The sequence below is a fragment of the Mesorhizobium terrae genome (assembly GCF_008727715.1).
Taxonomy (GTDB): domain Bacteria; phylum Pseudomonadota; class Alphaproteobacteria; order Rhizobiales; family Rhizobiaceae; genus Mesorhizobium; species Mesorhizobium terrae.
This window is the reverse complement of sequence record NZ_CP044218.1, coordinates 916,892-943,124: the sequence shown is the minus strand read 5'-3', so window position 1 is coordinate 943,124 and position 26,233 is coordinate 916,892. Positions and strand designations below refer to the sequence as shown.

The 26,233-nt window shown below is 64.2% G+C and carries 22 protein-coding genes; 13 read left to right on the top strand and 9 right to left on the bottom strand.

Going from position 1 to position 26,233, the window contains the following annotated elements; all coding sequences use genetic code 11:
• Positions 1 to 20: 20 nt before the first annotated feature.
• The 3 genes from edd to zwf all read right to left on the bottom strand — a co-directional run bounded on the left by edd (position 21) and on the right by zwf (position 4,080).
• Positions 21 to 1,838, bottom strand: coding sequence for a phosphogluconate dehydratase (gene edd / locus FZF13_RS05605; RefSeq protein WP_036254523.1), 1,818 nt, complete (start codon positions 1,836 to 1,838; stop codon positions 21 to 23).
• 71 nt (positions 1,839 to 1,909) lie between these two features.
• The gene (gene pgl / locus FZF13_RS05600) at positions 1,910 to 2,626 is read right to left on the bottom strand and encodes a 6-phosphogluconolactonase (protein WP_024926057.1); all 717 of its coding nucleotides are present in this window, start codon (positions 2,624 to 2,626) and stop codon (positions 1,910 to 1,912) included.
• Positions 2,608 to 4,080 carry a glucose-6-phosphate dehydrogenase gene (gene zwf, locus FZF13_RS05595; protein ID WP_024926058.1) on the bottom strand — a complete coding sequence of 491 codons (1,473 nt, stop codon included), beginning with the start codon at positions 4,078 to 4,080 and terminating at the stop codon, positions 2,608 to 2,610. The genes pgl and zwf overlap by 19 nt, the downstream gene beginning before the upstream one ends.
• 248 nt (positions 4,081 to 4,328) lie before the next feature.
• Between zwf and FZF13_RS05590 the strand changes: the two genes are divergently transcribed.
• On the top strand, positions 4,329 to 5,804 hold the full coding sequence (locus FZF13_RS05590; protein ID WP_024926059.1) for an aldehyde dehydrogenase family protein: 1,476 nt from the start codon (positions 4,329 to 4,331) through the stop codon (positions 5,802 to 5,804).
• A 106-nt stretch (positions 5,805 to 5,910) separates the two neighbouring features.
• Complete coding sequence (locus tag FZF13_RS05585; protein WP_024926060.1) at positions 5,911 to 6,657, top strand: SDR family oxidoreductase; 747 nt, start codon at positions 5,911 to 5,913, stop codon at positions 6,655 to 6,657.
• A gap of 295 nt (positions 6,658 to 6,952) precedes the next feature.
• On the opposite strand, the gene FZF13_RS05580 is transcribed toward FZF13_RS05585, so the two are convergent.
• On the bottom strand, positions 6,953 to 7,825 hold the full coding sequence (locus FZF13_RS05580; protein WP_024926061.1) for an SH3 domain-containing protein: 873 nt from the start codon (positions 7,823 to 7,825) through the stop codon (positions 6,953 to 6,955).
• A 588-nt stretch (positions 7,826 to 8,413) separates the two neighbouring features.
• Between FZF13_RS05580 and FZF13_RS05575 the strand changes: the two genes are divergently transcribed.
• The 3 genes from FZF13_RS05575 (at position 8,414) to FZF13_RS05565 (ending at position 11,055) form a co-directional block, all read left to right on the top strand.
• A complete protein-coding gene (locus FZF13_RS05575; RefSeq protein ID WP_024926062.1) occupies positions 8,414 to 8,797 on the top strand; it encodes a hypothetical protein in 384 nt (127 codons plus the stop codon).
• Between the two features lie 126 nt (positions 8,798 to 8,923).
• Positions 8,924 to 9,598, top strand: a complete 675-nt coding sequence (locus FZF13_RS05570; protein ID WP_024926063.1) for a response regulator transcription factor — start codon at positions 8,924 to 8,926, stop codon at positions 9,596 to 9,598.
• On the top strand, positions 9,595 to 11,055 hold the full coding sequence (locus FZF13_RS05565) for a sensor histidine kinase (protein ID WP_150978925.1): 1,461 nt from the start codon (positions 9,595 to 9,597) through the stop codon (positions 11,053 to 11,055). Before FZF13_RS05570 ends, FZF13_RS05565 begins: the two co-directional genes overlap by 4 nt.
• Here the strand turns inward: FZF13_RS05565 and FZF13_RS05560 are convergent.
• Positions 11,024 to 12,310, bottom strand: coding sequence for an NAD(P)/FAD-dependent oxidoreductase (locus FZF13_RS05560; RefSeq protein WP_024926065.1), 1,287 nt, complete (start codon positions 12,308 to 12,310; stop codon positions 11,024 to 11,026). The two genes, FZF13_RS05565 and FZF13_RS05560, sit on opposite strands and share 32 nt — an antisense overlap.
• Positions 12,311 to 12,455: 145 nt before the next feature.
• Positions 12,456 to 13,889 carry a glutamine synthetase family protein gene (locus FZF13_RS05555; RefSeq protein ID WP_024926066.1) on the bottom strand — a complete coding sequence of 478 codons (1,434 nt, stop codon included), beginning with the start codon at positions 13,887 to 13,889 and terminating at the stop codon, positions 12,456 to 12,458.
• 138 nt (positions 13,890 to 14,027) lie between these two features.
• Here FZF13_RS05555 and FZF13_RS05550 point away from each other — a divergent pair, with 138 nt between their 5' ends.
• A complete protein-coding gene (locus FZF13_RS05550) occupies positions 14,028 to 14,744 on the top strand; it encodes an HAD family hydrolase (protein ID WP_024926067.1) in 717 nt (238 codons plus the stop codon).
• Positions 14,745 to 14,848: 104 nt separating this feature from the next.
• Here FZF13_RS05550 and FZF13_RS05545 read toward each other — a convergent pair whose 3' ends face one another.
• From FZF13_RS05545 to aceA, 3 genes are all read right to left on the bottom strand, one after another.
• Positions 14,849 to 15,256, bottom strand: coding sequence for a transcriptional regulator (locus FZF13_RS05545; protein ID WP_024926068.1), 408 nt, complete (start codon positions 15,254 to 15,256; stop codon positions 14,849 to 14,851).
• A 316-nt stretch (positions 15,257 to 15,572) separates the two neighbouring features.
• The gene (locus FZF13_RS05540; protein ID WP_024926069.1) at positions 15,573 to 15,815 is read right to left on the bottom strand and encodes an SMc00767 family acetate metabolism repressor; all 243 of its coding nucleotides are present in this window, start codon (positions 15,813 to 15,815) and stop codon (positions 15,573 to 15,575) included.
• 94 nt (positions 15,816 to 15,909) lie between these two features.
• Positions 15,910 to 17,199: an isocitrate lyase gene (aceA, locus tag FZF13_RS05535; protein ID WP_024926070.1), complete on the bottom strand. Its 1,290-nt coding sequence runs from the start codon at positions 17,197 to 17,199 to the stop codon at positions 15,910 to 15,912.
• Between the two features lie 457 nt (positions 17,200 to 17,656).
• Between aceA and FZF13_RS05530 the strand changes: the two genes are divergently transcribed.
• The 7 genes from FZF13_RS05530 (at position 17,657) to FZF13_RS05500 (ending at position 26,191) form a co-directional block, all read left to right on the top strand.
• A complete protein-coding gene (locus FZF13_RS05530; RefSeq protein WP_024926071.1) occupies positions 17,657 to 19,099 on the top strand; it encodes a helix-turn-helix domain-containing protein in 1,443 nt (480 codons plus the stop codon).
• Positions 19,100 to 19,179: 80 nt separating this feature from the next.
• Positions 19,180 to 20,607, top strand: a complete 1,428-nt coding sequence (locus FZF13_RS05525) for a S41 family peptidase (protein ID WP_024926072.1) — start codon at positions 19,180 to 19,182, stop codon at positions 20,605 to 20,607.
• Positions 20,608 to 20,772: 165 nt separating this feature from the next.
• A complete protein-coding gene (locus FZF13_RS05520) occupies positions 20,773 to 21,732 on the top strand; it encodes a DMT family transporter (RefSeq protein ID WP_024926073.1) in 960 nt (319 codons plus the stop codon).
• A gap of 345 nt (positions 21,733 to 22,077) precedes the next feature.
• Positions 22,078 to 23,178 (top strand): polyamine ABC transporter substrate-binding protein, encoded by a 1,101-nt coding sequence (locus tag FZF13_RS05515; RefSeq protein WP_024926074.1) that lies wholly within the window; start codon positions 22,078 to 22,080, stop codon positions 23,176 to 23,178.
• A 69-nt stretch (positions 23,179 to 23,247) separates the two neighbouring features.
• On the top strand, positions 23,248 to 24,387 hold the full coding sequence (locus FZF13_RS05510) for an ABC transporter ATP-binding protein (protein ID WP_024926075.1): 1,140 nt from the start codon (positions 23,248 to 23,250) through the stop codon (positions 24,385 to 24,387).
• A gap of 9 nt (positions 24,388 to 24,396) precedes the next feature.
• Positions 24,397 to 25,368, top strand: coding sequence for an ABC transporter permease subunit (locus FZF13_RS05505; protein WP_024926076.1), 972 nt, complete (start codon positions 24,397 to 24,399; stop codon positions 25,366 to 25,368).
• Between the two features lies 1 nt (position 25,369).
• Positions 25,370 to 26,191 (top strand): ABC transporter permease, encoded by an 822-nt coding sequence (locus FZF13_RS05500; protein WP_024926077.1) that lies wholly within the window; start codon positions 25,370 to 25,372, stop codon positions 26,189 to 26,191.
• The last annotated feature ends 42 nt before the right edge of the window (positions 26,192 to 26,233 follow it).

The window sequence follows — 26,233 nt, the reverse complement described above, 5'->3', positions numbered from 1 at the left end:
AGAAAGAGGCGCCGCCTAACTCACCCAAATGCACTGGCGCCATGGTCGGCGCGGGTGGCCATCTGGCGGAAGCCGGCAAACAATTCGCGGCCGAGGCCGAACTCGTGCTCCGACAGGTCGGCTGAAGCGGCCGGCCGCACCGCGAATTCACCGGCCTCCACCAGCACTTCCAGCGTGCCGGCATCGGCGTCGAGACGGACGATGTCGCCATCGTGCACGCGCGCGATCGGACCGTCTTCCAGCGCTTCCGGCGTCACATGGATCGCCGCCGGCACCTTGCCGGAGGCACCCGACATGCGCCCGTCGGTCACCAGCGCCACGCGCTGGCCGCGATCCTGCAGGATGCCCAGCACCGTCGTCAGCTTGTGCAGTTCCGGCATGCCATTGGCCTTCGGCCCCTGGAAGCGGATGACGGCGATGAAATCGCCGGTCAGTTCGCCGGCCTTGAAGGCATCGCTCAGCCCCTGCTGGCTGTGGAACACTTTCGCCGGCGCCTCGATGACGCGCCGCTCCGGCTTCACCGCCGAGGTCTTGATGATGGCGTGGCCGAGATTGCCGCTCAGCACCTTGAGGCCGCCGGTCGGCTGGAAAGCCTGCTTCACCGGCGCAAGCACCTTTGCGTCGCCGCTTGTTGCGGGCGCCGCCTCGCGCACCACCTGGCCGTCGGCGCCAAGCTTGGCCTCGACCGCATAGGGACGCAGGCCCTCGCCCCACACCGTCTGCACGTCCTCGTGCAGCAGGCCGGCGTCGAGCAACTCGCGGATCATGAAGCCAAGACCGCCAGCGGCGTGGAAATGGTTCACGTCGGAGAGCCCGTTCGGATAGACGCGCGCCAAAAGCGGCACGGCTTCCGAGAGATCGGAAATATCCTGCCAGGTCAGCTTGATGCCGGCCGCCGCCGCCATCGCGATCAGATGGATGGTGTGGTTGGTCGAGCCGCCGGTGGCGTGCAGGCCGACGACGCCGTTGACGAAGGAGCGCTCGTCGATCATGCGCCCGACCGGCGTATAGGCATTGCCCATGGCGGTGAGGCTGAGCGCGCGCTTGGCGGCTTCGCGGGTCAGCGCGTCGCGCAGCGGCGTGCCGGGATTGACGAAGGAAGCGCCCGGCGTGTGCAGGCCCATGATCTCCATCAGCATCTGGTTGGAGTTGGCGGTGCCGTAGAAGGTGCAGGTGCCGGGGCCGTGATAGGATTTGGATTCGGCTTCGAGCAGTTCGGCGCGGCCGCATTTGCCCTCGGCGTAGAGCTGGCGCACGCGCGCCTTCTCGTCATTGGGAATGCCGGAGGTCATCGGCCCGGCGGGAATGAACACCGCCGGCAGATGGCCGAAGGTGAGTGCCGCGATCACCAGCCCCGGCACGATCTTGTCGCAGACGCCGAGATAGACGGCGGCGTCGAACATGTTGTGCGAAAGCCCGATGGCCGCCGCCATGGCGATGACGTCGCGCGAGAACAGCGACAGTTCCATGCCGGGCTGGCCCTGGGTGACGCCGTCGCACATCGCCGGCACGCCACCCGCCACCTGCGCGATGCCGCCGGCTTCCGCCGCCGCCTGCTTGATCAGCTGCGGGAAGGTCTCGAACGGCTGATGCGCCGACAGCATGTCGTTGTAGGAGGTGATGATGCCGAGGTTCGGCACGCGGTCGGCGCCGAGCGCCACCTTTTCCGAAGGGCTGCAGACGGCAAAGCCGTGGGCAAGGTTGCCGCAGGACAGCACGGCCCGGTTGGCGGCGCGGCCGGAGGCTTCGCCGATGCGGCTAAGATAGATGTCGCGGCTGGCGCGCGAGCGCTCGCGAATCCGCTGGGTGATGGCTTCGATGTCTTTCCTGGCGGTCATGGCGTTCAATCCTGTTCGAACGAGGTCCCGGAGCGCGGCCTCCCTCCGGCCGGGACCGACGGCTTGGCTGCTTACGGCGCCCAGTAGATCTCCGCGGGCACGGGGGCGGCGTCGAGCACCGCGCGGATCGGCTTTTTCGGGCCGGGTCCCATCGCCTCGTCGAAGGCAGCGCGCTTTTCGGCGCCCTCGATGTGCACGGCGACGAAATCCGCTTCCAGGATGCGCGCCGCCGAAAGCGTCAGCCTCGGCTCGCCGGCGCTCACCGCATGCACCGGCAGCACGATGCGCGGCGAGGCGGGATCGAGCAGCGTCGGCAGCGTGTCGGCGTCGGGGAAGAAGGATGCGGTATGGCCATCGCCGCCCATGCCGAGAATGGCGACGTCGAGCGGCCAGGGCAGCGCCTTCAGCTCCTCATTGTCGGCACGCGCGGCATCCTCGATGCTGGCCGCCTCATGATAGAGCGGCACGAAACGCGCGGCGGCTGCCGCGTTCTGCAAGAGGTTCGCCGCCACCAGCCCGGCATTCGAGCGCGGCGAGGAGGCCGGCACGAAGCGTTCGTCGATCAGCGTCACGATGACCTTGTTCCAGGCGATCTGTTCCCGCGACAGTGCGGCGAAGAACTTCGCCGGCGTCGTGCCGCCGGAAACGGCCAGCAAGGCGGTGCCACGCCGTTCGACCGACCGGGCGAGCAGGGCGGCAACCTTGCCGGAAAGCGCGAAAGCCAGGGCCGCGCGGTCGTCGAATTCGTTCCAATGGTAAGCCATGGCTATCAGTTGCTCTCGTGCCAGGTGCGGCCGTCGCGCTCGATCAGCGCGATCGAGGCCGACGGTCCCCAGGTGCCGGCGGTATAACCCTGGGCGTCCTGCTTGGCGTTTTCCCAGGCGTTCTGGATCGGGTCGATCCACTTCCATGCCGCCTCGACCTCGTCGCGGCGCATGAACAGCGTCTGGTTGCCGCGGATCACGTCCATGATCAGGCGCTCATAGGCGTCCGGCGCGCGGCTTTGGAACTGCTGCGCGAAGCTCATGTCGAGCGAAATCTGGCGCAGCCGCATGCCGCCCGGGCCCGGGTCCTTGATCATGATGTATTGTTTGACGCCTTCGTCCGGCTGCAGGCGGATGACCAGCTGGTTGGCGAAGATCGGCCCGGCGCTGTCGCCGTTGAAGATCGAGTGCGGGATCGGCTTGAACTCGATGACGATCTCGGAAACGCGCGCCGCCAGCCGTTTGCCGGTGCGCAGGTAGAAAGGCACGCCGGCCCAGCGCCAGTTGGCGATCTCGGCCTTGATGGCGACGAAGGTTTCGGTGTTGCTCTCCGAGCCGAGTTCCTCGACGTAACCCTTGACCGGCCCGCCGGCGGAAGCGCCCGCGCGATACTGGCCGCGCACCGTGTGTTTCGGCGCCTCGGTGCCATTGATGCGCTTCAATGCACGCAGCACCTTGAGTTTCTCGTCGCGCACGGCATCCGCATCCATCGACGACGGCGCTTCCATGGCGACGAGGCACAGCAGCTGCAGCATGTGGTTCTGCACCATGTCGCGCAGGGCGCCGGCCTTGTCGTAATAGGTGACGCGGTCTTCCAGGCCGACGGTTTCGGCGACCGTGATCTGCACATGGTCGATATGCGCCGAATTCCACAACGGCTCGTAGAGCGCGTTGGCAAAGCGCAGCGCCATCAGGTTCTGCACCGTCTCCTTGCCGAGATAATGGTCGATGCGGAAGATCTGGCTTTCGTGGAAATCGTCGCCGACCAGATCGTTCAGCGCCTGCGCCGAAGCGAGGTCGCGGCCGATCGGCTTTTCCACAACGATGCGGGAAGCCGGCGTGATCAACTCATGTTTCTTGAGCTGGTCGGAAATGGAACCGAACAGCGACGGCGACACGGCCATGTAGAAGGCGCGGATCGCCGTGGAGGCGCCGATCGCCTTCTTCAGCGCGTCGAAACCGGTGCCGGTGGTGGCGTCGGCCGGCACATAGGAAAGCCGTGCCAGGAACTTCTCCAGCTCCTTCTCGTCGACATCGGCGGCGGCGACATGGCTGGCGATGGCCTTGCGGGCGAAGGTGCGGAATTCCTCGTCGCTCATCTTGGTGCGCGAGGTGCCGATGATGCGGGTCGGCTCGGAAAACTGATGGTCGCGCTGGCGATAATAGAGCGCCGGCAACAGCTTGCGCTCGGAAAGGTCGCCCGTGCCGCCGAAAATGATGAAGTCGAACGGGTCGACGGGGATGATCTGCCTTGTCATGCTCTATCCGATCTCGCGCGCTGCTTTCGCCATTCAACGGGTGCGTCACCATGCGCTAACAACACTGCCGCAATGCGACGAAAGCCGATATAATCTAATCGATTTAATTTTACCAGTGTAATGGTGACACAGCATCGCCCTTGACACTGGTCCAGCACGGACGATGTTCCTTGCGCGATAGTGTCGCCACGCTTGCGTCCGGCAGAGAATAGGGCGCCTTAGCCAAAAGGCCACAGGAGAAGCCAGGTATGGACGGACATCTTTCGAGCACGGTGGCGGAAGGCCGCAGCTTCCGCCAGATCATCGGCGGCAAGCAGGTGGACGCCGTTTCCGGCCTGCGCATCGATGTCGCCTGCCCCTCGGACGGCCAGGTTTTCGCCTCCATCCCCGCCTCCGGCCAGGCCGATGTCGATCTGGCCGTCGCCAGTGCCCGCCATGCCTTCGAGCACGGCCCTTGGGCGAAAATGCCGGCGGTGGAACGCGGCCGCTGCCTGACCAGGCTGTGCCATCTGGTCGAGAAGCACAGCGCCGAACTCGCCGCGCTGGAATCGCGCGACACCGGCAAGCCGGCGCGGCAGGGCAAGGCCGACGTCGCCGCCACCATGCGTTATTACGAATTCTACGGCGGCGCCGCCGACAAGATCCATGGCGACACCATTCCTTTCCTCGATGGTTACACCGCGCTTACATTGCGCGAGCCGCATGGCGTCGTCGCCGGCATCATCCCCTGGAACTACCCGCTGCAGATCCTGGCGCGGGTGGCCGGCGCAGCGCTCGCCATGGGCAATACGCTGGTGGTGAAACCGGCCGAGGATGCCTCGCTCACCACCATCCGCATGGCGGAACTGGCGCTGGAAGCCGGCATCCCGGCGGGCGTCTTCAACGTCATCACCGGTTATGGCCGCGAGGCCGGCGCGCTGTTGTCGGGCCATCGCGACGTCGACTACGTCACCTTCACCGGCTCGCCGGCCACAGGCACGTCGATCCAGCAGGCGGCGGCCATCAACAATCGCGGCGTCACCATGGAACTCGGCGGCAAGTCGCCGCAGATGGTGTTCGCCGACGCCGATCTGGAAAAGGCGGTGCCGGTGCTGGTCAACGCCATCATCCAGAATGGCGGTCAGACCTGCTCGGCCGGCAGCCGCGTTCTGGTCGAATGGCCCGTCTACGACGAGGTCGCCAAGGCATTGGCCGAGCGTTTCGCCAAACTGGTCGCCGGTCCGCACGATGCCGATCTCGACCTTGGCGCGCTGATCAATCCACGCCAGCAGGCGCGGGTCGCCGGCATGGTGGCCGACGCCGAGAAGGCAGGCATAACCGTTCTGGCGCGCGGTTCGGTGCACAAGGATGCCCCGGCCAGCGGCTATTATTTCGCCCCGGCGCTGTTTGGATCGGTCGACCCCGCTGCAGCAATCGCGCAGGAAGAGGTGTTTGGCCCGGTGCTGACGCTGTTTGCCTTCGACGGCGAGGACGAGGCGGTCAAGCTCGCCAACGGCACCGAATTCGGCCTCGTCGCCGGCATCTGGACAAAGGATGGCGCCCGCCAGCACCGGTTGGCCAAGCGCGTGCGTTCCGGCCAAGTGTTCGTCAACGGTTACGGAGCCGGTGGCGGCATCGAACTGCCCTTCGGCGGCTTCAAGCGTTCCGGCCACGGCCGCGAGAAGGGTTTCGAGGCGCTCTACGACATGTCGGCGACAAAGACGGTCGTCTTCAATCATGGCTGAGCAGCCGACACCCGGCTGGTCTTGGCAGTGCTGCTTACCCTTTCCCCAAGGGAGGGTAATCTGCGCGGGGCTCTCGGCCGAAGTAAACTTCTCACAAGGATGAAAAATGCGCTTGAAGGATAAGGTCGCGATTGTCACGGGCGCCGCGTCGGGGTTCGGCGAGGGCATGGCCAAACGCTTCGCGGAGGAGGGGGCCAGGGTGGTGGTGGCGGACCTCAATGCCAAGGGTGCGGAGCGCGTCGCCGACGAGATCGGTCCGTCGGCGATTGCCGTGGCCAGCGACGTTTCAAGCCGCTCGGAAGTCGAAGAGATGGTCTATGCGGCCAAGAACACTTTCGGCCGCGTCGACATCATGATCAACAATGCCGGCTACACCCATCGCAATGGCGACATGCTGGCGGTGGACGAGGCGACCTTCGACCTGATCACCGCCGTCAACATGAAGGCGATCTATCATTCCGCGCTGGCGGTGGTGCCGATCATGGAGCGGCAGGGCGGCGGCGTCATCTTGAACACCGCCTCGACCGCCGGCCTGCGCCCGCGCCCGGGGTTGACCTGGTACAACGCCTCGAAGGGCTGGGCGATCACCGCCACCAAATCGATGGCGGTGGAACTCGCGCCAAAGAACATCCGCGTCAATTGCCTCTGCCCCGTCGCCGGCGAAACCGGAATGCTTGCCCAGTTCATGGGCGAGGACACGCCCGAGCTGCGCGCGAAATTCCGCGCCTCCATCCCGCTCGGTCGCCTGTCGACCCCGCTCGACATCGCCAATGCGGCGCTGTGGCTGGCCTCCGACGAAGCCGCCTTCATCACCGGCGTGGCGCTGGAGGTGGATGGAGGGCGGTGTATTTGAGGCCGCGCATCCTTCTCCCCTTGTGGGAGAAGGTGGCTCGGCGCGCAGCGCCGAGACGGATGAGGGGTGTTGGACGGAGCGCTGCCTGGGAGATGTGAGGTGATATTGGAGTGAGGCGCTGATCCTGAAACGTCTCGTTTCTTCCATCACCCCTCATCCGCCTTCGCTTCGCTCAGGCACCTTCTCCCACGAGGGGAGAAGGGAAGGGCGCCAAACCCACCGCTTCGCACGACACGAGATGTCCCTAGTCAGAAAACCAAGCACTTGGCTTTTCGTCCGCGACACGGACAGCTTCTCACCCGCGGTTGAGGAAGCCCTGGTAAACCCAGCCGCGCTTGTTCTGGTAGACGATCTCGCACCATTTGGCCTTGGTGCAGGAAATCACCTCGACGGCTGCCTTGCCGGGCACGGTCGCGATGGCGTCGGCGCCCTTTTTCGGGCCCGAACGCATGGTGACGGCGCGCAAGGTGGTGCCGTTGCCGGTTGCCTTGGCTTGCTTGGCATCGGCGGGTGCCGCCTCTTGCGTATCCTGCGTTTCATCCGCTGGCGGAATGCCTGCGGTCAGCGCCTTGTCGGGCTTGGCGTGTGGCACTGGCGGCTTGGCGATGACGGCTTCCGTGGGCGACGGGGCCTTGTTCGTCTCCGCATAGGCGCTCTGCGTCGTGTCGTCCGTAGCTGCCTCGTCGTCCGCGCTGGCATCGTCGGGATTGGCATCGCCCGGCTTGGCGACGACTACCGCCTTGGCGGCTTCCTGGATCGCGGCGGCCGACTGCGGGGCCGACGTGCCGTTGGAATTCACAGCGCTCGGCTCGGTGGAGGCAGGCTGGTTGACCGCGACAAGCGTCTGGGCGGGTTGCGGCTTTGCATCGGCCACGGCAGGCGTGGCGGCGGGCGTCTGTCCGGCGACCTGCACCGTCTTGGCCTGCGGCGCCGGCGCTTCGGTGGCCGGCGGATGCTTGGCTTCGGCGAAAGCCTGGCGCTCGCCGGTCGGCAGCGCCAGCCACAAGGCGATGCCGGCGACGCCGAGCAACGCGGCGGTACCGACCGCGGCGATCACCAGATGCGAATTCGTCTGTAGCTGCTGCCAGAAAGACGGCTTGGTGTTGTAGCCGAACTGCATCGAAATGCGATGCTGCTTGGGCCCGCCGAAACCGAGCGGCCCTTTCAAAACGGCCTCCAGCGGCCGCAACGACCGTTGGCCGGCAAGCCTGGGGCGGCCACCGCTCGGGTTTTGTTGTCCTGGCTGACGGTCCTGCCGTCCACGAAACAGAACTGGACCAATTTTGGCATCTGAGGTTCTGGTTACCCCCGAACACGGCCGACGTTCTTGCGATCGCGGTTGACAACACCTGGATCAGCGTCGGTCCCGAAATCCTGGCTGGCAACGCAAGGTTCGAGGTCTTCCGTTTCCAGCTTGTGGATCATCTTGCAGACGATTGTGGCATCTATGCGCCTTTGGCACCTCAACGGCAACGGGTGTCCACATATTCTGTGCATTTTTTGACTGTCGCGGGCGGGAAAACCTCGTTGTTTCCGCAACGTAAGGTACAGCTTGCCATTGTCGTCTGGCGCCGCCGAATCAGTCTCCGGTGTCGAAGCGGCACCCGTTTCGATTGGAAACCGGCCTTCCGCGGGGCCTGGAGCGGTCCGTGGGATATGCTGAAAGATGGGCTCGGGGATCTGCCCGGAAATGTGCAATGTCCCTGCAATCTTGCCGCGATAGCTGCCGGGTCAGGGACGAAAACCGGATCAGATCATGTCTTTCATCACCTTTCGCGCTGCCTGCGGCGCTGTTGCCGTGGCCTCGGTCGCGCTGCTTGCCGGCTGCGCATCCGACATCATGAAGAATTACATCGGCCAGCCGGTGGAAACGGTCATTCTCGACTACGGTCCGCCCTCTACCATCCTGGACATCGGTCGTGGCGAACGCGCCTATCAATGGCGCAAGGTTTCGACCAATGTTGTGCCCGGCTCGACCAGCGGCGAGATCAAGGACACCAGGCGCGGCACCCGCTATGAGGAAACCGTCAGGCCGGGTTATGTCGAGGAGCAGGAATGTTTCTACACATTCTATGCGCGCTGGTCCGCGGGGCGCTGGTATGTCACCAATTTCCGCAAGCCGAAGCTGGAATGCGAATGAAACGCCGGAAAAGCGCCGCGATGCGTCATTAGAGCGCTGCGCGTCCGTTCGGACGTGCAAAGGACGCTCTAACACTTTGAAGCGCCGGCATCGCCCGGTGTCGCGGGTGAAGGAAAGAAGAAAACCATGCGTATCCTGCTGCTCGAGGACGAGCCGGAGATGGCCTCGGTGCTGAAGACCGCGCTGGAGCGCCGTCACGTCATTGTCGATCACGTTTCGACCATCGCCGATGCCGAGGCGGCGGCCGCTTTCGGCCCCTATGATGCGCTGGTGCTCGACCGCCGTTTGCCTGACGGCGAGGGGCTCGACCTCATTCCGAAGCTACGCGCCAGCCGCATCGAGGCGCCGGTGCTGATGCTGACGGCACTGGGCGGCGTCGACGACCGCGTCGCCGGCCTCGACTCTGGCGCCGACGACTATCTGGCCAAGCCCTTCTCGGTGGAAGAGTTGATGGCGCGCCTGCGTGCCTTGCAACGGCGGCCGGCGGCGCTGCGCTCCGACCTCACGGTGGTCGGCCGGCTCACCTATGATTTCCGCCATCGCGAAGCGCTTGTCGGCGATAAGCCGCTTGACCTTCTGCGCCGCGAGCAACTGGCGCTGGAGGCGCTGATCCGCCGGCCGGGCCGCGCCGTGCTGCGCTCCACGCTGGAGGAATCGGTCTACGCCATGGATGACGAGATCGGCTCCAACGCGTTGGATTCGCACCTGTCCAGGCTGCGGCGCAAGCTCGACGAGGTCGATGCCGGCGTCGAGATCCGGGCGATCCGCAACCTCGGTTATCTGCTGCGCGCCGTCGCATGAGAAAGCCGCGTCCACGTTCGCTGCAATGGGTGCTGGTGCGCCGCCTGATCATACTGCAGGCGGTCATGCTGGTTGTCTTCCTCGGCTTGATCACGCTGGTGTTCTTCGTCGCGCAGCCGCGCCTGGTGGTCGATAATGAGGCAGCCGCCCTTGTCGTGGGAGAAGCGCTGGGCCGCGACGCGGCCGGCCAGCTCGTTCTGCGCGACACGGAAGAACTCACCAATTTCCGCAAGAGCTTTCCGAACATGTGGTTCGTTGCACGCGACGAAAAAGGCGGAGTGCTGAAACAGGGCAATGTGCCTGCCGTCTATGCCAGCGGCGGCGACGGCCTGCTCAAAAGTGTCGACCGTGCGGCCTTGACCTTCGCGCAGCTGGATTTGCGGCCTGCCGCTTCCTACGCCAATCTGGAAACGTCGGCCGGCCGTGTCGGCGTACTCGCCTCCACCATGTCGTCGCGCGAGGAAAACACCGGCGTCGAAGCCAATATCGATCTGCAGATCGATCTCGCCCGCAATCCGGACGGCACCACCAATTGGGTGCGGGTCGGCCCGATCCTGGTCATCCTCACCATCATCATGCTTTTGCCGATCATCATCGTGATGGGCGTCACCACGCTGGTAACGACACCGGCCGTGGTGCGCCGCTCGCTGGCCGGCCTCGTCGCCACCGCCAGGGAAGCCGGCAACATCGACATCGACAACCGCGCCGTGCAATTGCCGACCGAGCGCGTGCCACAGGAGGTGGCGCCGCTGGTGCAGGCCTTCAATCGCGCGCTGGCTCGTCTCGGCGAAGGTTACGATAAGCGTAACCGTTTCCTTACGGATGCCGCGCATGAACTGCGCACGCCGATCGCCATCCTGCGCACGCGTGCCGAATTGCTGCGCGAGGATCCCGAGAGCCGGCGCCTGCAGAAGGACATCGAGCGCCTGTCGCATCTGGCGCAGCAATTGCTCGACCACGCCGCCGGTCCGCGCGAGGTGGTCGATCTGGTGGAACTGGCCAGAACGCTGGCCGCCGATTTCGCGCCGCTGGCGCTGGAGGCCGGCTATGACCTCTCTTTCGAGCCGGCCGGGCGCCCGGTGCTGGTCGATATCCGCTCGCAGCAAGTCGAGCGGGCCGTCGCCAATCTGCTGCGCAACGCCATCGAGCATGGCGGCGGCTCGGGCACCATCACCGTGTTGGTCGACGGCGAGGGCGGCCTGGAAATCCACGACGAGGGCCCGGGGATCCCGCTGGAGGAACGCGAGCGCGTGTTCGAGCCGTTCTACCGGCTGCGTCCGCGCTCCAGCGGCGCCGGGCTCGGCCTCAATCTCGCCCGCGAGATCGCACGCCTGCATGGCGGCCGTATCGATATCTTGAACGGACGCTGGAACGGCACGCATATCCGCCTGCAACTGCCGCTGGCGGAGACCCCGGCCAAAAAAATCAGATCCGGTCCCGCAGCGCGAACCAGTTGAGCGCCAGGAACAGCATCGGCGCGCGGAAGCGGCGACCGCCGGGGAAGGGCGGTATCTTCAGCTCCTCGATCAGCTTCAGCCGGTCGCGGTTGCCCGACACCGTCTCGGCGTAAAGCTTGCCGAAGAAGTTGGACAACATCACGCCGTGACCGGAATAGCCGCCGACGGAGATGACATTCGGCATCACCTCGCGCACGAACGGCTTTCGCGGCACGGTGATGCCGACATAACCGCCCCAGCCATGGGTGATCTCGACATCCTTCAGCTGCGGATAGATTTCGCTGATCTGCTTGCGGATATGGATGTGGATGTCCTTGGGGTCGTTGACCGCGTAGATTTCGCGGCCGCCGAACAACAGCCGGCCATCCCTGGATTTGCGGAAATAGCGCACCACGAAGCGGGAATCGTCGACGGATTCGCCGCCGGGCAACACTTTCGACGCATCGCCGAGCGGCACGGTGGCGCCGATGAAGGAGCCGATCGGCATGATATGCGCCGCACTCATCGGTTCCAGCGTGCCGCCATAGGCATTGGTGGCGATCAGGCACTTGTCGGCGGTGATCGTGCCGCGTTGCGTCGTCACCTTGACCTTGCCGCCTTGCGTGGTGAGGCCGGTCGCCGGCGTCTTCTCGAAGATATGCGCGCCCGCCGCGGCCGCCACGCGCGCCGTGCCGATCACCAGCTTCAGCGGATGGATATGGCCGGTGCCGGTGTCGCGGGCGCCGCCGTAATAATGCGTCGAGCCCAGCCGCTCCGCCGTTTCGCGCGCATCCATGAAGGTGATGTGCGGATAGTTGAAGCGCGTCGCCATGATGTCGGCATGCGCCTTGTAGTCGTCGACATAGCGCTGTTTGTGCGCCACCGAGATCTGGCCGGGCATGTAGTCGATGTCGATGCCATTGGCGGCCGAGAAGTCGTGAAGATGTGTTTTCGCCTCCTCGGCCAGGTCGAACAGTGCCTTGGCGCGGGTGAGGCCGTAATCATCCTCGAGTTCCTCGGCCCAGGCGCGCTGGCCGGTGCCCATCTGGCCGCCATTGCGGCCCGAAGCACCGTCGCCAAAACGATGGCTTTCGATCAGGACGACATTGGTGCCGGCCTTGGCCAGGTGCACCGCCGCCGACAGCCCGGTGAAGCCGCCGCCGACGATGACGACATCGGCCTGCCGGTCGCCGTCGAGCGAGGGATATTCTGGCCGCGCGCCGACGGTGTCTTCATACCAGGAACGGCCGGGGGAGATGGGGGATTGGTAGGGCATGGTGGCTTTCGGGTGGTGAGGCAGTCGGGAGTGGGCAGTCGGCAGTCGGGTTTGGCTTCAGCGAATTACAGATCGGAGCACAGTTCGCGGAGTTCCCCGCCTGCTTTCCCGACTGCCGATTGCCTACTCCCGACTGCCTGTTGCTTCAAACATTCAGCAACAAATACTCCCGCTCCCACGGGCTGATCACTTCCATGAAGGTCTCGAACTCCGCCCGCTTGATCGCCGCATAGGTGGAGGTGAAGGCGCGGCCGAGCATGCCCGCCAGCTCCTCGTCGCCCTCGAACAGGTCGACGGCTTCGAGCAGGCCGCGCGGCAGGTCGATCTCGTCCTCGTTGGCCGTCGTCAACACCGGCGGTTCGGCCTGCAACTTGTTGTTGATGCCGATCAGGCCGCAGGCGAGCGAGGCGGCGAGTGCCAGATAAGGGTTGGCATCGGAAGACGGGATGCGGTTTTCGACGCGCCGGGCGTTGGGGTCCGAGCGCGGCACGCGGAAGGCGGTGGTGCGGTTGTCGTAACCCCATTTGTTGTTGACGGGGGCGGACGCCGCCTGGGTCAGGCGCCGGTAGGAGTTCACGTAAGGCGCGAACATCACCAGCGCGTTAGGCACGTGTTTCTGCATGCCGCCGATGAAGTTGAAGAAGGCTTCGGTCTCCGAACCGTCCTCGGCCGAGAAGATGTTGCGGCCGGTCTTCTTGTCGACGATCGACTGGTGGATATGCATGGCTGAGCCTGGCTGGCCCTGGATGGGCTTGGCCATGAAGGTGGCGTAGACGTCGTGCTTCAACGCCGCTTCGCGCAAGGTGCGCTTGAACAGGAAGACCTGGTCGGCCAGTTCGACAGGGTCGCCATGACGCAGGTTGATTTCGAGCTGGCCAGCGCCTTCCTCGTGGATCAGCGTGTCGATCTCGAGGCCCTGGCTTTCCGAGAAATGGTAGATGTCGTCGATCAATTCGTCATATTCGTTGACGCCGGCGATCGAGTAACCCGAGCCGCCGGCAATCGGCCGGCCGGAACGGCCGACCGGCGGGGTCAGCGGATAGTCGGGGTCGGGGTTCTTGCGAACCAGGTAGAATTCGATCTCGGGCGCGACGACGGGTTTCAGCCCGTGCCGGTCATAGGCGGCGACCACGCGCTTCAGCACGTTGCGCGGCGTGAATTCCACGGCGCGACCGTCCTGATGGACGAGGTCGCAGATGACGGCGGCTGTCGGGTCTTCTTCCCACGGCACCGCGGTCAGCGTCGAAAGATCAGGCACGAGCTTCAGGTCGCCATCGTCTTCCGGATATTCAAAACCGTTGCCGTTTTCCGGATACTGGCCGGAAATCGTCATCATGAACGGTGCGGAAGGCAGCGCCAGCGAGGTGTTGGAGGTGAATTTGGAAGACGGCATCATCTTGCCGCGGGCAACGCCGGCCTGGTCGGGGGTGATGCATTCGATGTCTTCGATACCGCGCGATTCCAGCCAGGCGCTCGCCTCCTTCCAGCTCTTCACTCCCCTGAGGTTTTTCAGAAAGGCAGGCGCACGGGTTCGCGTCCCCCGAGTTGACGGACGGACTTCCTTTTTTGCAGGCGGCATCAATCACCAGATATGGTTGCGGATTGCCGAGTATAGCCGTGGCCCCTTGCGGAAGAAAAGGGGGGCTCGCTCTCGTTTTCGTGGGCGCAAGCATCCAAAGTGCTGGTTTTTGGCCGTTTTTCGCCCTAGATGGGCATCATGTCCACGTCTTCCAACAGCTTGACCACCATCGGTTTCGACGCCGACGACACGCTCTGGCAGAACGAGCAGTTCTTCCGTTTGACCGAGGCGCATTTCGTCGAACTGCTCGCCGGCCATGGTGAAAAGGACAGCTTGCTGGCGCGCCTGCTGGAAGCCGAAAAGCGCAATCTCGGCGCCTATGGCTTCGGCATCAAGGGTTTTACGCTTTCGATGATCGAGACGGCGATCGACGTCACCGACGGCAAGGTGCCTGGCGAGGTCATCGGCAAGATCCTGGCCGCTGGCCGCGAAATGCTGAGCCATCCTGTCGAGACGTTGCCGCATGTCCATGACACGCTGGAGGCGTTGGCCAGCCGCTATCGGCTGGTGCTGATCACCAAGGGCGACCTGTTCGACCAGGAGCGCAAGCTAGCGCAGTCGGGCCTCGGCGATTTCTTCAACGCGGTGGAGATCGTCTCCGACAAGTCACGCCCGACCTATGAGCGCATCTTCGCGCGCCATGGCGACGGCCCCGAGCGCGCCATGATGGTCGGCAATTCGCTGAAATCCGACGTGGTGCCGGCGATCGAAGCCGGCAGCTGGGGCATCTTCGTGCCGCATGATCTGACCTGGGTGGTGGAGCATGTCGAGCCGCCCGCCACCGCGCCGCGCTTCCGCGAAATCGCCCATCTCGGTGAATTGCCGGGCCTCGTGCTGGGCATCGACAACGACTGACGGCGCCGTCGCCTGCATTGTTCCTGGCGTTATTTCGCCGGCTCAACAGGCGCGGGCCTTGCCTCGTTCCCCGGCCTTCCCTGGCTCACCGAGCAGGGCGAGCCTCAGCCTGCTTCCGGGGCGGGTATGCTGCGCGAACTGTGCTTCAGGCGTTCGATGATCTGCTGCAGGCGCTCGGGCGTGATCGGCTTGGCCACGACGTAATCCACGGTGCGCGGCAGGCCGAGGCTTTCCTGCGTGCCGGTGCGGTTCGACAGGAAGATGACGGTGGGCGAAGCCTTGCCGGCAACGCCGCGGATCGAAGCGACCCCCGCCAGCACTGCGTCGCAATCGCTGTTTTCCGGTCCGCCGTCCAGCACGACCGTTCCCGGAACCAGCGTGGTCAGCGCTGCCGGGGCCGTTTCTGGCGATTCAGCCACCGGCTTCAACCCGCCCTGCTCGATGATCCTCGACACGACGATGCGATTGATCTGCGATCGGCTGACCACGAGCACTTTCGAAAAATCCAGCAAAGCCCCTCCACGTCCCAGGCCGGTCGCGCCACCGGTCGGCCTGCCGTTGTCGCCACTCAGCGGCGGTTGTCTGTTTCCACCGCGAGTCTTCATTTCAATGCTAGGTTGAAACCATTCGACAATCGGTTGAGACCGCCGTCATGTCAAGCGCATGTAGGCGACTGGCGTTATATTCCAGCATTACAATAAAATCAGTAGCGGTCATGCAACAAAAATTGTAGCCACGGCCGCTTCAAAACAGGATCGAAAACAAAAAACCCGCCGCGTGGCGATGCACGCGGCGGGTTTGTTTGGCTTTGGTAAGTCTTGACTTTCGTCAGCCGTGGCTTTGCTGGGTGACGATGACCGGGATCAGAAGATCGCCCCAGTTGCCGTCGCCGCCATGATGGCGGGCCGAACGGACCAGTTCGACCGAGACGCCGGCCTCGACCGCCTTCATGACCGACTGGTTGAGACGGTGCAAATCGTTAGCGACGATGCGGATGACCGCCTGCTGGTCGGCGCTCATGGTGGTGGCCTGTTCTTCTGCCCTTTCCTTGACACGGGTACGCGGTGCCATTGTCGTTCTCCTCGAATGTTCCTTCGCCTTTCGGGCGGTTCCTCTGTTTTGGACCCCGGCGCGGCCCGCGCCGGGGGAAGCTGTGCGGGCCGGCCTATTCGGCGGCCGGGCGGAACTGTTCGTGTTCGGTCGATTCCTTCATGGCGGTGGTCGACGACTTGCCACCGGAGATCGCCATCGACACGGCATCGAAATAGCCGGTGCCCACTTCGCGCTGGTGCTTGGTCGCGGTGTAGCCGTTCACCTCGGCCGCGAATTCGGCCTCCTGCAGTTCCGAATAGGCCGCCATCTGGCGATCCTTGTAGCCGCGGGCCAGTTCGAACATGCCGAAGTTCAACTGGTGGAAGCCGGCCAGCGTGATGAACTGGAACTTGTAGCCCATGGCGCCGAGTTCGCGCTGGAACTTGGCGATGGTGGCGTCGTCGAGGTTCTTTTTCCAGTTGAACGACGGCGAGCAGTTATAGGCGAGCTTCTTGCCCGGATGCGCCTTCTGCACCGCCTCGGCGAACTTCTTCGCCTGGGCAAGATCCGGCTTGCCGGTCTCCATCCAGATCAGGTCGCAATAGGGCGCGTAGGCGATGGCACGCGCGATGCAAGGCTCGATGCCATTCTTCACCTGGTAGAAGCCTTCCACCGTGCGTCCGGCATCCTTGTCGACGAAGGGCTGGTCGCGCTCGTCGATGTCGGAGGTGAGCAGCTTGGCGGCTTCCGCATCGGTGCGGGCGACGATCAGCGTCGGCACGCCCATGACGTCGGCGGCGAGCCGAGCGGCGGTGAGGTTGCGGATATGGGCCGCGGTCGGGATCAGCACCTTGCCGCCGAGATGGCCGCACTTCTTTTCCGACGCCAACTGGTCCTCGAAATGGACGCCCGCGGCGCCGGCTTCGATGAAGGCCTTCATGATCTCGAAGGCGTTCAACGGTCCGCCGAAGCCGGCTTCCGCGTCGGCGACGATCGGCGCGAACCAGGTGTCGACCGACAGGCCCTTGCCTTCCGACGTCTCGATCTGGTCGGCGCGCTGCAGCGTGCGGTTGATGCGCTTGGCAAGCTCGGGCGCCGCATTGGCCGGGTAGAGCGATTGGTCGGGATACATGGCGGACGCCGTGTTGGCATCGGCCGCCACCTGCCAGCCGGACAGGTAGATCGCCTTCAGGCCGGCGCGCACCATCTGCATGGCCTGGTTGCCGGAGAGCGCGCCGAGCGCGTTGACGAAATCTTCCTCGTGGATGAGCTTCCACAGCCGGTTGGCGCCCATTTCGGCCAGGCTGTGCTTGATCTGCACGGAGCCGCGCAGCCGCTTCACATCCTCCGGCGAATAGGGCCGCTCGATGCCGTCGAAACGGCCTTCGGCGGCCGAGGGGACGAGGTTGTAAAAATCAGTCATGGTCTGCTCCGCTTACTGAAAGACGTTTGTCGAAAACCGCCATTCGTCGTGAATTCGCGGCGGCTTTCCTGTGACTTGATTTACATTGCGGTGCGAAATCGGCCGAATGAATTCGAGGCTTAGGCGATAAAATAAGGGAAAACCTGTGTTGCGTTTGACAGGGAGACGCTGTAAATTTGTAAAAGATGTAAAATGCGACGAGCGGCCAAAATGGCGATTGAGCCTGTCAAGGTTTGTAAAATCCGGCCGGCCTTTCCTTCTCCCCTTGCGGGAGAAGGTGGCCGAGCCCGGCGGCGCGGCTGCCATAGGCGAGGTCGGATGAGGGGTGCTGCGAGGAACGCGACAGAACCAAGGTCGGGGCTCTTCAAGCCCTTCGCCGCCGCCTCGTTTCTTCCAACACCCCTCATCCGCCGCCTATGGCGACACCTTCTCCCACACGGGGAGAAGGGAGAAGCGCATGGCTGAGCAGAAAATCTTCGCCGGACCGCGCATTCGCCGCATCCGCAACCAGAAGGGCCTGACCCAGACGGCGATGGCCGAGGGGCTGGGCATCTCGCCCTCCTATCTCAACCTGATCGAGCGCAATCAGCGTCCGCTGACCGTGCAGCTCATCCTGAAGCTCGCTTCCGTCTACAAGGTCGAGCCCGAAGAACTGCAGGGCGAGGCGCGCGGCTCGATCGCGGCACTGCGCGAGGTCTTCGCCGACCCGCTATTGTCCGGCGAACTGCCGGGCGACCAGGAACTGGTCGAGATCGCCGAGGCCGCGCCCAATGCGGCGGCCGCGGTGATCAAACTGTTCCGCGCCTATCGCGAGCAGGCCGAGCGCCTGTCGGACCTGACCGAGCTGCTCGCCCGCGAGGGGCGCACCACGGCGCTGTCCGGCGCGCGCCTGCCGATCGACGAGGTGCATGAGGTGTTCGAGCGGCGGCCGAACCATTTTGCCGCTCTGGAGGAGGAGGCCGAGGCGTTCACGACGCTGCTCGAGCCCGGCGACGACCTGTTCGGCGCCTTGAAGGCGTGGCTGAAGCGCGAGCACGGCATCGTCGTGAAAGTTCTGCCGGTCGCCACCATGCCCAATTGGCGGCGTCGCTACGACCGCCATTCGCAGCGCCTGTTCCTGTCCGAGCGGCTGTCGCCGTTCGACCAGCTGCGCGAAGTGGCGATGGAGGCAAGCCTCATCCGCATGCAGGTGGCGGTGGCGGCCGAGATCCAGGCATTGAAACTGTCGTCCGACGAGGCCAAGCGGCTGGCCCGGTTCGAGCTCGGCCGTTATGCCGCGCATGCGCTGACGATGCCCTATCAGGCCTTCCATTCCGCCGCCCAGCGCGCCCGCTACGACATCGATGTCCTGCGTTCGCGCTTCGGCGTTTCCTTCGAACAAGCGGCGAACCGGCTGACCATGCTGCAGCGTTCCGGCGCCTCCGGCGTGCCGTTTTTCATGCTGGAGGTCGACAATGCCGGCAACCGCTTCCGCCGCGCCGGCGCCCAGGGCTTTCCGCACAGCCGCTTCGGCGGCGGCTGTCCGAAACTCGCGGTACATGCCGCCTTCACCCAGCCCGGCCAGATCTTCGTCGAAGCGGTGGAAATGCCGGACGGCGCCGAATTCCTCACCGTCGCCCGCACGCTGGAAGGCCCGCAAGGCGCCTTTTCGGAGCGCCCGCGCCGCACCGCCATCCTGATCGGCTGCGATATCGGTTTTCGCGACGAGATCGTCTATGGCGCGGCCCTTCCGGCACTTGGCGTTGGCGCAAAACCCGGCGCGGTGGCGGCAACGCCGGTCGGGCCGGCCTGCCGGCTGTGCGAGCGCTCCGGCTGCCTGTCGCGCGCCGAGCCGCCGGTCACGCGTCCGCTAGGGCTGGACGAGATGGTGACGGGCCTGTCCGCCTTCGACTTCCAGTAAAGCGTGGGTCTTTTACCCCGGCGTCGATGTCTATAGATATATGATCATATTCTAATAGATTCTCCGACATCGAGGCATTCATGGCTGGTTCCGTTCGTCCCGCCCGGCGCTGGCTGAAGCGTATCGCGATTGCCCTGGTCGCGGTTCTGCTCCTCGTCGTGGCACCCGCCGCCTTCATTTTGTATCCGGCGCTGAAATCTTATCCGGCTATGGATTTTCCGCTGGCCGCATCGCCAGCCGAGAAGAATCTGCGGGATCTGGCCTATCTTCGGCTGTTGCCGCAGGTCGAGCGAAGCTTCACCGATCAAACCCGCGCCGCCTTTGAAGCCGCGCTCGACAAACTGGTGGCGCGTGCGCCGGAACTCGATCGCGCCGGCCTGGCGATGGGCGCGGCGCGTGCCGTGGCATTGGCCGACAATGGCCATACCAACATATTGGGCCTGGTCGGCGGAAACGGTTTCAACGCCGTGCCCGTTCGCCTGGGCTGGTTCGCCGACGACCTGTTTGTGGTGAGTGCAGCCGCGGATCAGCGCGATCTGCTCGGCGCGCAGGTGCTGGCGCTGAATGGCCATTCGCCCGAGCAACTGGTCGAGGCGTTACGCCCCTACACCGGTGGTCCGGCCAATCTGGCGCGCGAATTCGTGCCGAATTTCCTCATCTCGCCGGAACTGCTTCACGCGGCGGGTCTCGCCGAAAATGCGGATGCCGCCGAATTCCGCGTCCGGCAGCGCGATGGGGTCGAAGTCGTGCGCCGGCTTGCCGCGGTCGCCGGGACGCCGGAGCCGCTAGCCAGAAGTTCCTGGCCGAAGCGGGATTTGAGCCCGGTCCGGAGGAAGGACAGCGAAGCTTCCTGGGTTCATGTCCTGGATGGTGCAGCACCCCCGTCCTATCTCTCGCGGCCGGACGACAATTTCTGGCACAGCTATCTCGAAAACGACGGCATCCTCTACGTCCAGCTGAACCGTATCGGCGATCAGGAAAAGGCTTCCATCGAGGACTATCTCTCGGGCCTGCTGGCGGAAGTGGCCAAGCGGAAGGTGAAGCATGCGGTGGTCGATCTGCGCTTCAACCCGGGCGGCAACTACCTGCTCGCTGCCGATTTCACGCGGCGGCTGCCGGAGCTCTTGCCGCCGGACGGCAAGGTGTTCATCCTGACCAGCGGCAACACCTTTTCCGCCGGCATCAGCACCGCGGCGCGGCTGAAATATTTTGCCGGCTCGCGCGCCGTCCTGATCGGGGAAGCGATGGGCGACAGGCCGCAATCCTGGGGTGAGGGCGGCACGGCCCGGATGCCGAATTCCAAACTGGCGATCCGCTACACGACCGGCTATCACGATTGGCAAAACGGCTGCGGCTTGGCTCAGATCCGGACATGCTTCGTCCTCAATTATTTCTACGGCACGCCGTCCGGTTCATTGACACCGACGGTGCCGGTTGCGCCGACCTTCGCCAGCTACGCCGCCGGCGACGATGCCGTGCTCGCCGAGGCCTTGAAACTGGCGAAATAGGCGTCGCCACCGGTTTGCGGCGGGCTGACATAGCCGATGCATGTGGCTGGACCATCTCCAGGGCCCGCCTTCGCGCTACGCCAGAAGGCATGGATTTGCCGCGTCTGCGATATCGCGCGGGTGGCAAAACGACGATGATGAGCCGAACCATCAGACAGTAGCGCCATGGCCGACGCCGCTTCCCCATCGCCTGCAACCGCACAGGCCCAGCCGGTGTCGCGGCGCGAGGAGCGCGTGGGTTATCTGCTCGTCTTCCTGTCCGCACTGATGTGGAGCCTCGGCGGTACCATCGCCCGCTTCATCGAGGCCGATGGAAGCTGGACCGTGGTGTTCTGGCGCTCGGTATGGGCGGCCGCCTTCCTGCTCGGCTTCATGGCCTGGCGCGACGGCCTGCGCGGCACCGTGAAACTGTTCCGCGACATGGGCTTGCCCGGGCTGGCGGTGGCCATCTGCTTCGCCACCGCCTCCACCTGTTTCGTCGTCGCGCTGTCCTACACCAAGGTCGCCAACATCTTGCTCATGCAGGCCGGCGTGCCGCTGCTCGCGGCGCTGCTGTCGTGGCTGTTGTTCCGCGAAAAGGTCTCGGCCGCCACCTGGGCGGCGATCGCCGGCGTCATCGCGGGTGTCGCCATCATGGTCTCGGAATCGCTGGGCGGCACCGTCTCGCCGGTCGGCGACGGGCTGGCGCTGTTGATCGCCTTCATGTTTTCGGTTGCCACCGTCATCACGCGCCGCTTCGCAACCGTGCGCATGACGCCGGCCACTTGCCTCGGCACGATCTTCGCCGCCATCTTCGCGGCATCGCAGGTCACGCAATTCGCCGTTTCGCCGCGCGATATGGGTTTTTTGTTCGCTTTTGGTGTCATCAATCTCGGCGTCGGCCTCGCTTTCTTCGCCACCGGCGCGCGCCTCATCCCGGCGGCGGTCGCGGCTCTTCTCGGCACGTTCGAGCCGATCCTGGGGCCGATCTGGGTGTGGCTGGTACATGGCGAAGTGCCGTCGGCGCGCACCATCATCGGCGGTGCGATCGTCTTCGCCGCACTGTTCATCCACATCGGCATGGAAATGTGGCGCCAGTCCAAGCCGCAGCGTCCGGGCGCGGTCGGCATCCCGTCGCCGAACTGATCGCGAAAGCAAAACAGAATGGTTTTGCCCATTGACAAGCAACTAGCCCGGCGGGCAGGCTGTGGGCACGGCAACAACAAAACAGGCGTATCTTGCCACGTGCAACAGCCGGCCAAACCAGGACCGAGCCTTCCAGCCCGCACGAGCCCCCGCAACCTCGCAGGGCGCTCTTTCGTTTAGGCAGCAGCGCTAACTGCTCCCTTTCTTCCAGGCTTGAATACGCCCCGACGGACCGCAACGCGCCGGTTCTCGCAAAAAATCTGCCTTACCAAACCATGCCACGCCGGCTGCAAAAACGATCCGGCGGGCGGGGAACACTCGTCATGACAATAGGAGCAAACCGAAATGACCCGCAAAGCGATCTGGCTGGCGGCAACGGCCGTATTCCTGGCCCTGCCGATAACGAGCGCTCAGACACAGGAACGTGTCGTCAACGTCTACAACTGGTCTGACTATATCGATCAGTCGATCATCCAGGACTTCACCAAGGAAACCGGCATCAAGGTCGTCTACGACGTCTACGATTCCAACGAGATCCTCGAGACCAAGCTGCTCGCCGGCGGCTCGGGCTACGACGTCGTGGTGCCCACCGCCAGCCCGTTCCTGGTGCGCCAGATCGCGGCCGGCGTCTACCAGAAGCTCGACAAGTCGAAGCTGCCCAACCTGAAGAACATGTGGGACGTCGTCGAGCAGCGTGTCGCCGCCTTCGACCCCGGCAACGAACATTCGGTCAACTACATGTGGGGCACCGTCGGCATCGGCTACAACCCCGACAAGGTGAAGGCCGCGATCGGCACCGACAAGATCGAGAGTTGGGATACGCTGTTCAAGCCCGAGAACATCGCCAAGCTGAAGGATTGCGGTGTCTATGTGCTGGATTCGCCGACCGATATCGTCCCGACCGTGCTGAAATATCTCGGTCTCGATCCGACCGACAAGTCGCCGGAAAGCCTGCAGAAGGCCGAAGATCTCTTGATGTCGATCCGGCCGTCGATCCGCAAATTCCATTCGTCCGAATACATCAACGCGCTCGCCAACGGCGACATCTGCGTGGCCATCGGCTGGTCGGGCGACGTCTTCCAGGCACGCAACCGCGCCAAGGATGCCAAGGCCGGCGTCAACGTCGCCTACACCATCCCGAAGGAAGGCGCCGAGATGTGGTTCGACCAGATGGCGATCCCGGCCGATGCCAAGCATGTGCCGGAAGCCCTGGAATTCATCAACTACATGATGAAGCCCGAAGTCATCGCCAAGTCGTCGGACTATGTCTACTACGCCAACGGCAACAAGGCGTCGCAGCAGTTCATCAACAAGGACATCACCAGCGATCCGACCATCTATCCCGACGAGCCGATGCTGAAGAAGCTGTTCACCGTCGCCCCGTACGACCCCAAGACCCAGCGCACCATCACGCGCCTCTGGACCAAGGTCGTCACCGGCCAATAAGCGTCGACAGACGTGAACCCCGGCGGCTGGGTCGCCGGGGTTTTTCCCGGGAAAAGGACGGAGAGGGACATGAAATCGCTGGGCAGCATCCGCAGGGACTTTGCGCCGTGGAACGACCCGAAGGCAAAGCCATACATCCAATTCGAGAATGTCACCAAGCGGTTCGGCGACTTCACCGCCGTCGACAATCTGTCGCTGACCATCTACGAGCGTGAGTTCTTCGCGCTGTTGGGCGCGTCGGGTTGCGGCAAGTCCACGCTTTTGCGCATGCTGGCCGGCTTCGAGCAGCCGACCTCCGGCCGCATCCTTCTGGACGGCGAGAACCTCGCCGGCATCCCGCCCTACAAGCGCCCCGTCAACATGATGTTCCAGTCCTATGCGCTGTTCCCGCATATGACGGTGGAAAAGAACATCGCCTTCGGCCTGAAGCAGGAAGGCATGCCCAGGGCGGACGTTGAAAGGCGCGTCGCTGAGATGCTGAAGCTGGTGAAGCTGGAGAAATTCGCCAAGCGCAAACCGCACCAGCTCTCCGGCGGCCAGCGCCAGCGCGTGGCGCTCGCCCGTTCCGTCGCCAAGCGGCCAAAGGTGCTCTTGCTAGACGAGCCGCTGGGCGCGCTGGACAAGAAGCTGCGCGAGGAGACCCAGTTCGAACTGATGGATCTGCAGCAGGAACTCGGCCTCACCTTCGTCGTCGTCACCCACGACCAGGAAGAGGCCATGACCATGGCTGACCGTATCGCCATCATGGACAAGGGCGAGGTCATGCAGGTGGCAACGCCGGCCGAGGTCTATGAGGCACCGGCTTCGCGTTTCGTCGCCAACTTCGTCGGCAATGTGAACATGTTCGAGGGCAAGGTCGCCGAACGCACGGAAAAGACCGCCAGGATCACCGGCGCCACCGGCGCGCAGATACTGGTCGAGAATGCCGGCGAGGCCCGTGCCGGTGCCGACGTCGCCTTCGCCATCCGCCCCGAAAAGATCCGCATCTCCTCGGCCAAGCCGGACAACAACGTCAACGCGCTGGAAGGCGAGGTCTACGACATCGCCTATCTCGGCGACATGACCGTCTATCACGTCAGGCTGACCGACGGGCAGGTGGTGCGCGCCCAGAGCATGAACGCCGCCCGCATCTCGGACGATCCCCTGACCTGGAACGATCGAGCCTGGGTTTCCTTCCGGCCGGACGCCGGCGTCGTGTTGACGCGGTAGGGGGCGATCATGGCGGGTGCTACACTTTCCGCGACCGGCACGGCGAATGGAGCCGTGTCGGCCCAGCCGGCCACGCAGCTTGCCAGCGGCTTCGTCAGCAAGCTGGTCATCATCGTTCCTTATGTCTTCCTGCTGATCTTCTTCCTCGTTCCCTTCTTCATCGTCTTCAAGATATCGCTGTCGCAGGTGGCGATCGCGATGCCGCCCTATACGCCGGCGCTCGATTTCGGCGGCGGCATCTCCGGCATCCTCGGTCAGCTGAAGAGCCTGAATTTCGACAATTACGTCTTCCTCACCCAGGACCCGCTCTACTTCAACGCCTATGTCACCAGCGTCATCGTCGCCGGTATCTCGACGTTCCTGACGCTTTTGATCGGCTATCCGATCGCCTACGGCATGGCGCGGGCACCGGCGACGCTGCGGCCAACGCTGCTCATGCTGGTCATCCTGCCGTTCTGGACCTCGTTCCTGATCCGCGTCTATGCCTGGATCGGCATCCTCAAGCCGGAAGGCCTGCTCAACCAGCTCCTGTTGTCCACGGGCGTCATCAACGAGCCCTTGATCATCCTCAACACCTATTGGGCGATCTTCATCGGCATCGTCTATTCCTACCTGCCCTTCATGGTGCTGCCGCTCTATTCGGCCCTGGAAAAGATGGATTATTCGCTGGTCGAGGCGGCCGAGGATCTCGGCTGCCCGCCGATCACCGCCTTCTGGAAGATCACCTTCCCGCTGTCGCTGCCAGGCGTTCTGGCCGGCAGCCTTCTGGTGTTCATCCCGGCCGTCGGCGAGTTCGTCATCCCCGACCTGCTCGGCGGTTCGCAGACGCTGATGATCGGCCGCACGCTGTGGACCGAATTCAACGCCAACCGCGACTGGCCGGTATCTTCCGCCGTGGCGGTCATCCTGCTTCTGGTGCTCATCATTCCCATCGTCATCTTCCAGCACGCACAGGCGCGCGCTCAGGAACAGGGGCGCTGACATGAACACGACCTGGAGCCGCTTCAACATCACCTCGATCACGCTAGGCTTTGCGTTCCTCTATCTGCCCATCGTTCTCCTGGTGGTCTTCTCCTTCAACGAATCCAAACTGGTCACCGTCTGGGGCGGGTTCTCGACCAAATGGTATGTGTCGCTGTTCCAAAATCAGGGCCTGATGGACGCCGCCTGGGTGACCATCCGCGTCGGCCTGATCTCGGCGACGGTGGCGACCGTGCTCGGCACGCTGGCGGCGCTGGCGCTCACCCGCTACACGCGCTTCCGTGGCCGCATGCTGTTTTCCGGCATGGTGTTCGCGCCGCTGGTCATGCCCGAGGTCATCACCGGCCTGTCGCTGCTGCTTTTGTTCGTCGCCATCGGCTTCGACCGCGGTTTCTTCACGCTGACGCTGGCGCATATCTCCTTCACCATGTGCTTCGTTGCCGTGGTGGTGCAGTCGCGCCTCGTCTCCTTCGACCGCTCGCTGGAGGAGGCGGCGATGGACCTCGGCGCGTCGCCGGTCGCCACCTTCTTCCAGGTGACGCTGCCGGTCATCCTTCCGGCGATCGTTTCGGGCTGGATGCTGGCCTTCACGCTGTCGCTGGACGATCTGGTGACGTCGTCCTTCACCTCGGGCCCCGGCGCCACCACGCTGCCGATGAAGATCTACAGCCAGGTGCGCCTCGGCGTGACGCCGGAGATCAACGCCGCCTGTACCATTCTGATCGGCATCGTCTCCATCGGTGTCATCACCGCCTCCATCGTCAACAAGCGCCGTGAGGTGCAACGCCAGCGCGACGAGCAGGCGGCGCAGCGCGGCGGTTAGCAAGCTGCGTCTCCGTTGGGGACGCGGGACGGACGCTCCAAC

Excerpts from the sequence above, each read along its gene's own strand:
- edd (WP_036254523.1), bottom strand. The coding sequence starts at position 1,838 with ATGACCGCCAGGAAAGACATCGAAGCCATCACCCAGCGGATTCGCGAG.
- FZF13_RS05585 (WP_024926060.1), top strand. The coding sequence starts at position 5,911 with ATGCGCTTGAAGGATAAGGTCGCGATTGTCACGGGCGCCGCGTCGGGG.
- FZF13_RS05550 (WP_024926067.1), top strand. The coding sequence starts at position 14,028 with ATGTCCACGTCTTCCAACAGCTTGACCACCATCGGTTTCGACGCCGAC.
- aceA (WP_024926070.1), bottom strand. The coding sequence starts at position 17,199 with ATGACTGATTTTTACAACCTCGTCCCCTCGGCCGCCGAAGGCCGTTTC.
- FZF13_RS05500 (WP_024926077.1), top strand. The coding sequence starts at position 25,370 with ATGAACACGACCTGGAGCCGCTTCAACATCACCTCGATCACGCTAGGC.
- FZF13_RS05560 (WP_024926065.1), bottom strand. The coding sequence starts at position 12,310 with ATGCCCTACCAATCCCCCATCTCCCCCGGCCGTTCCTGGTATGAAGAC.
- zwf (WP_024926058.1), bottom strand. The coding sequence starts at position 4,080 with ATGACAAGGCAGATCATCCCCGTCGACCCGTTCGACTTCATCATTTTC.
- FZF13_RS05570 (WP_024926063.1), top strand. The coding sequence starts at position 8,924 with ATGCGTATCCTGCTGCTCGAGGACGAGCCGGAGATGGCCTCGGTGCTG.
- FZF13_RS05555 (WP_024926066.1), bottom strand. The coding sequence starts at position 13,889 with ATGCCGCCTGCAAAAAAGGAAGTCCGTCCGTCAACTCGGGGGACGCGA.
- FZF13_RS05520 (WP_024926073.1), top strand. The coding sequence starts at position 20,773 with ATGGCCGACGCCGCTTCCCCATCGCCTGCAACCGCACAGGCCCAGCCG.
- FZF13_RS05525 (WP_024926072.1), top strand. The coding sequence starts at position 19,180 with ATGGCTGGTTCCGTTCGTCCCGCCCGGCGCTGGCTGAAGCGTATCGCG.
- FZF13_RS05510 (WP_024926075.1), top strand. The coding sequence starts at position 23,248 with ATGAAATCGCTGGGCAGCATCCGCAGGGACTTTGCGCCGTGGAACGAC.
- FZF13_RS05540 (WP_024926069.1), bottom strand. The coding sequence starts at position 15,815 with ATGGCACCGCGTACCCGTGTCAAGGAAAGGGCAGAAGAACAGGCCACC.
- FZF13_RS05565 (WP_150978925.1), top strand. The coding sequence starts at position 9,595 with ATGAGAAAGCCGCGTCCACGTTCGCTGCAATGGGTGCTGGTGCGCCGC.
- FZF13_RS05515 (WP_024926074.1), top strand. The coding sequence starts at position 22,078 with ATGACCCGCAAAGCGATCTGGCTGGCGGCAACGGCCGTATTCCTGGCC.
- FZF13_RS05575 (WP_024926062.1), top strand. The coding sequence starts at position 8,414 with ATGTCTTTCATCACCTTTCGCGCTGCCTGCGGCGCTGTTGCCGTGGCC.
- FZF13_RS05590 (WP_024926059.1), top strand. The coding sequence starts at position 4,329 with ATGGACGGACATCTTTCGAGCACGGTGGCGGAAGGCCGCAGCTTCCGC.
- FZF13_RS05530 (WP_024926071.1), top strand. The coding sequence starts at position 17,657 with ATGGCTGAGCAGAAAATCTTCGCCGGACCGCGCATTCGCCGCATCCGC.
- FZF13_RS05505 (WP_024926076.1), top strand. The coding sequence starts at position 24,397 with ATGGCGGGTGCTACACTTTCCGCGACCGGCACGGCGAATGGAGCCGTG.